This window comes from Microcoleus sp. B7-D4, from assembly GCF_036705125.1.
GTDB lineage: Bacteria > Cyanobacteriota > Cyanobacteriia > Cyanobacteriales > Microcoleaceae > Microcoleus.
In genome coordinates this window covers 1-4,412 of sequence record NZ_JAUBTT010000209.1, presented here as the reverse complement: position 1 = coordinate 4,412, position 4,412 = coordinate 1, and the positions used below count along the sequence as shown (strand labels likewise).

The following is a 4,412-nucleotide window of genomic DNA, read 5'->3' as shown; positions in this document are numbered from 1 at the left end:
ACTGGCGACAAAGTTGGTTGTGCTTTCACTGAAGGTGGCGGTGACGGGAAACGCTGCGGTGACGGTGGCGGCGGCGGTCGAAGTCAGGCTGACGGTGGGCGGTGTGGTGTCAGCGGTGGTGAAATTCCAAGTAGCTGCGCCTGTCGTACCGACATAATTATTACCTGCTAAGTCTTTAATCGCACCGGCGGCAATTTCAACGTAGTAATCTGTGCTTTGCGCTAAATCTGCCAGTGGATTAACTGTGACGGTACTACCAGTAACAGTGACATTGGCTGAGGTGACATCAATGGTTTCTACAACTGAGTTATCCGAGACTTTCTTGATGACAATATTGCCAGTGCCTTTTTGTACGGCTTCACTCAAGGTAACGACTAAATTAGCAGCAACTGCAACACTGGTGGCGTTGTCTGCGGGGGTGAAAGTGGCTGTGGGGGCTGTGGTGTCAGCCGTGCGCGTCAAAGCAGTGGCCGCTGTATTGTTGTTGCCGGCGGCATCCGTAGCTATATTGGCGGGGATGTTAACTGTAACTGTGCCGCTCCCTGTGGGGGTGACGGTGAAGTTGTAGGTGGTGCCGGTGCCACTAAAGCCACTGACTGTGCCGTTGGTGACGGTGATATCACTGGCGACAAAGTTGGTTGTGCTTTCACTGAAGGTGGCGGTGACGGGAAACGCTGCGGTGACGGTGGCGGCGGCGGCCGAAGTCAGGCTGACGGTGGGCGGTGTGATGTCAGCTAAAACACCTGTGGCTCCGAAAACTCCCAGATAATTATCAACGCTGGTACCGCTTGTTTTACTGAGGGTAATGCTCTGCAGCGTTTTGGCTGGGTTAGGATTAAACATGAACCCGAATAGGGCCGGATCATTGGCATTCTGATAACCGTTTCCTGCTGTATCACTGCTTCGATCCATTCCGTCGATTAGATAGTAACTCGACGATGTTTCGGTAATTTCGTCATACCAGTCGGGAACTACTGTGGCTGTGCCTGTCCCAGTAGTGCCATCGCTATAGTTAAATGTCACCTGCATCCCAGCGCTGCCATTTGTACTGGTGGCGAACAGGTGGATTTGTGAATACTGGTTGGGCGTAACAGCAAAGTTAAAGGATGTGCCGTTAGTTGTAAGAACTTTGGCGTTGTTGCCGTTATTGGTGTTGTTGTAGCCTAGCTGAACGTCGGGACGGAAGGCATTTGCTGCGAAAAAGCCGTTGTCGGGTAAACCATTGCCACTAGCACCGCCTTTCAAGGTTGCAAAGGACTGAGTGATTAAGGTATCTATGCTAGCCCCTCCCGCTGCGTTACCCAATTCGCCTTGTAGGGTGTCTGTGACTCCTCCCGTGTAGTTGATAATGACATCGCGATCGAATACTGATGTGAGATTAAATTGAACGGGTGAGGCTAAAACATCGGCATAGGTTGCCATTGCTTCGCTGGACAAGGCAAGGGAGGCTTCGATCGCCCCTGTTGTTTTTTCCAATTCCCAGTCGCCCCCTAGTGCTGCATTACCGGTCTTGTTGGTGGATGCTGCCACATCTGCCCCTGTGATTTCACTCAGGCGCTTTACGAAGTTTTCTCCAACTTCTCCGGCTGCTACATCGCAGCCATAAAGTAGGATATCGCCATTTGCTGTCAGGGCATTTCCCCACTGTTTTAGCCGATCGCTGAAAGTTTCTAGGTTATTGTCATTGAGTACGTCAGCACCGAGTTTTAAACTGCCTTCGCTGCCGTGAGAAACTATATGAACTGCTTCAATATCTTTTTGATCTGCCAAGGCGTTAGTAATTTGGTCGATCACGCTGGAATTTTCATTTAAAATCACAATTTGAGCGAGATCGATGCCTTGGATCAGGCTTTGATAATCTTGTACAGAGGAGTCTACGAAAATAATTTGCTTGTTCATAGTTGATAAGTTCATAATTGCTGAAATCCTTTATATGTATCGTTTACATCCAAGTCTGGCCGGGGTTGAAACCCCCGCCTCAAAGCTTAAGTGCTCTTGCATAGGACTGAATAATTTATTAGTCTTATTGCTCAAATCGATTGATCGGTACAATTGTTAGCCCGTTCGCCTTTTTCACGGGAAATAAACGTGGAAAACTGATTGTCTTCGCTCACGGCTGACAACATTCGATCGGCTTGGGCCCCCAATAGGGGAAGTCATAGCGCTGTAAAACCGGGGATTTTGTCGTCGTAGTAGTGCAGCCAGTAAAGTAGAGCCTGAGCGGGGTAGTCCTGATATGAAGTGAGGTTTCACTGGCCTCGTGGGGGAATGGGCTCCCAAAACATTAGATGCAACTTAAATGTATCATACCACAGACATATCTTTTATAACATATTTTTATTTAACCTTTCGCAACACAACATCCAGATTTACGATATCTTTACAATCTAGACATCGTGGGTTCACTTTCCCTATCTCTATCATTGCTTCGGGCCCCTGCCTTTGTAAAGTCGGAAAAGTCGGATCTTAAAGTCGGAAAAGTCGGATCTTTGCCATGAGGACATAATAAGGTTTACGCTATCTTTACAATCTAGATATCGCCCTTGTTAATTACTTAGGTATTTTAACTGCATATCTCAGGGAATCTACGCAGATATACGCAGATGAAGAGATGTTATTTGATGAGTTCTTCGAGGGATGGAAAAAGCAATTTTTCGGCGCTCAGTTTTTCGCAATCACAAGGCGGTTGAGTTGCGGATATTGCTGATACTTTTCCCAGCAGCAATTGGAGGCTTTCGATTAGCAATGGTAGAGTTAATAAAATAATTGATGCAGAGACTAGCAAGCTAATTAAACCGTCAGCCCAATTCCAGTGCAGCCACGCTACGGCGATCGCAGCTAAAATTACTCCAACCGACGAAAAAATGTCTGCAACTGCGTGCAGAAACGCGCTTTTGAGGTTCAAGTCGCCGTGACAGCAGGAATGCAAGCAACAAGCATTAATCGAGTTGATGCTTAAACCGACTATGGCGGTAATTAACATCGGGAGCCCTTCTACTTCGGGGGTTGGGGACTGCAAACGGCCGATCGACTCGGCGGCAATCCAAAGGGCGATCGCCACTAAACTGATACTATTAATTAAAGCAGCAATGATTTCTCCACGGGCGGGCAGGATGCCCACCCCACAATCAAATTCACTGTTTGTGGAACAGGCATCTTGCCTGTTCTTAAGAATACTGCCCGATCTCAATACTAGCTTTTTACGGGCCGGCAGGATGCCCACCCCACAATCAAATTCACTGTTTGTGGAACAGGCATCTTGCCTGTTCTTAAGAATAGTACCCGAACTCAATTCGATCGCGCAATCCACCGATTTACTTTTGCGTTTAAGTGACGAGTACCAAGTCGCTGTCAAAGTTATTGCTAAAGCTGCTACATCTGAAAAGACGTGACCCGCATCTGCTAATAGGGACAAACTATGAGAATTAAGTGCGGCGATTAACTCTGCTACAAAAAAGCTGCTAAGCAGTACCAATGCTGTTTGTAAAAGTCGCACTTTGCCAATTCTGGGATTTGTATTCTCGCATTGTGCGATATCCTTGGCGTTTTCCGAGTCAAAATTGTCCCTAACTAGAAATGTCATGCAGCAGTCCTTAAGGTTAAACTCGATTTTAAATTAAACATTAAATTAACTATCAATGACCGATTATATACCAAATCCGCACCAAGATCCGGAAAATTTGAGCGCAAATTCCCCAAATTCTCAAATAAACGATCGCCCAATTAGCGACAATCACGCAAATACTTTGACAGGCGAATCTTTAGTTGATTTGCGGAAGTACGATCAATCAAAGTTCGATCGAGGAAAGCCTACTTGGGTAATTTTGCTTTGGTGGTTCGTCCAGGCGATCGCATTTCCTCTCACTCCACACCCTTTTAACGGCATCAGAAGCGGCTTGCTGCGGTTATTTGGAGCGAAAATAGGTCGGGGTGCGATCGTTCGCCCCACGGCTCGTTTTACCTATCCTTGGAAAATTGCAATCGGAGACTACAGTTGGATCGGAGATGATGTTGTATTGTACAGTCTCGATCGAATTGCGATCGGCAAACACTGCGTCATTTCTCAAAAAAGCTACCTCTGCACCGGCACTCATGACCCTCAAGACCCCGCCTTTGGCTTAATCACAGCATCTATTATCGTTAATAACGGCGTTTGGATTGCCGCCGACTGCTTCATTGGCCCTGGTGTAGAAATCGGTGCAAATGCGTTAATTGGAGCTCGCAGCAGCGTCTTTAAAAATATGCCGGCAGGCTTTATTTGCACAGGAACACCTTGTCGTCCCCGCTGTCAGCGAGAAATTAACAAAAGTTCGTAATAGACATTGTACCCGGAAACTAAGGAATGAGAATTAAATAACTTCCACAAGTTTGTGGGATGGGCGTCCCGCCCGTCCAAAAAGGACGGGCGGGAC

The 4,412-nt window shown here is 47.1% G+C and carries 3 protein-coding genes; 1 reads left to right on the top strand and 2 read right to left on the bottom strand.

The window, feature by feature from the left end; genetic code table 11:
• Positions 1-1,914: DUF4347 domain-containing protein (locus tag QUB12_RS36700; protein WP_333311012.1), on the bottom strand; the 1,914-nt coding region annotated here is incomplete at its 3' end.
• 700 nt (positions 1,915-2,614) lie between these two features.
• Entirely contained in the window at positions 2,615-3,583 is a 969-nt protein-coding gene (locus QUB12_RS36695; protein WP_333148293.1) for a cation diffusion facilitator family transporter, read from the bottom strand.
• A 55-nt stretch (positions 3,584-3,638) separates the two neighbouring features.
• On the opposite strand from QUB12_RS36695, the gene hpsU reads away from it, so the two are divergent.
• Positions 3,639-4,316, top strand: a complete 678-nt coding sequence (hpsU, locus tag QUB12_RS36690; protein ID WP_333148295.1) for a hormogonium polysaccharide biosynthesis acetyltransferase HpsU — start codon at positions 3,639-3,641, stop codon at positions 4,314-4,316.
• Positions 4,317-4,412: the final 96 nt, after the last annotated feature.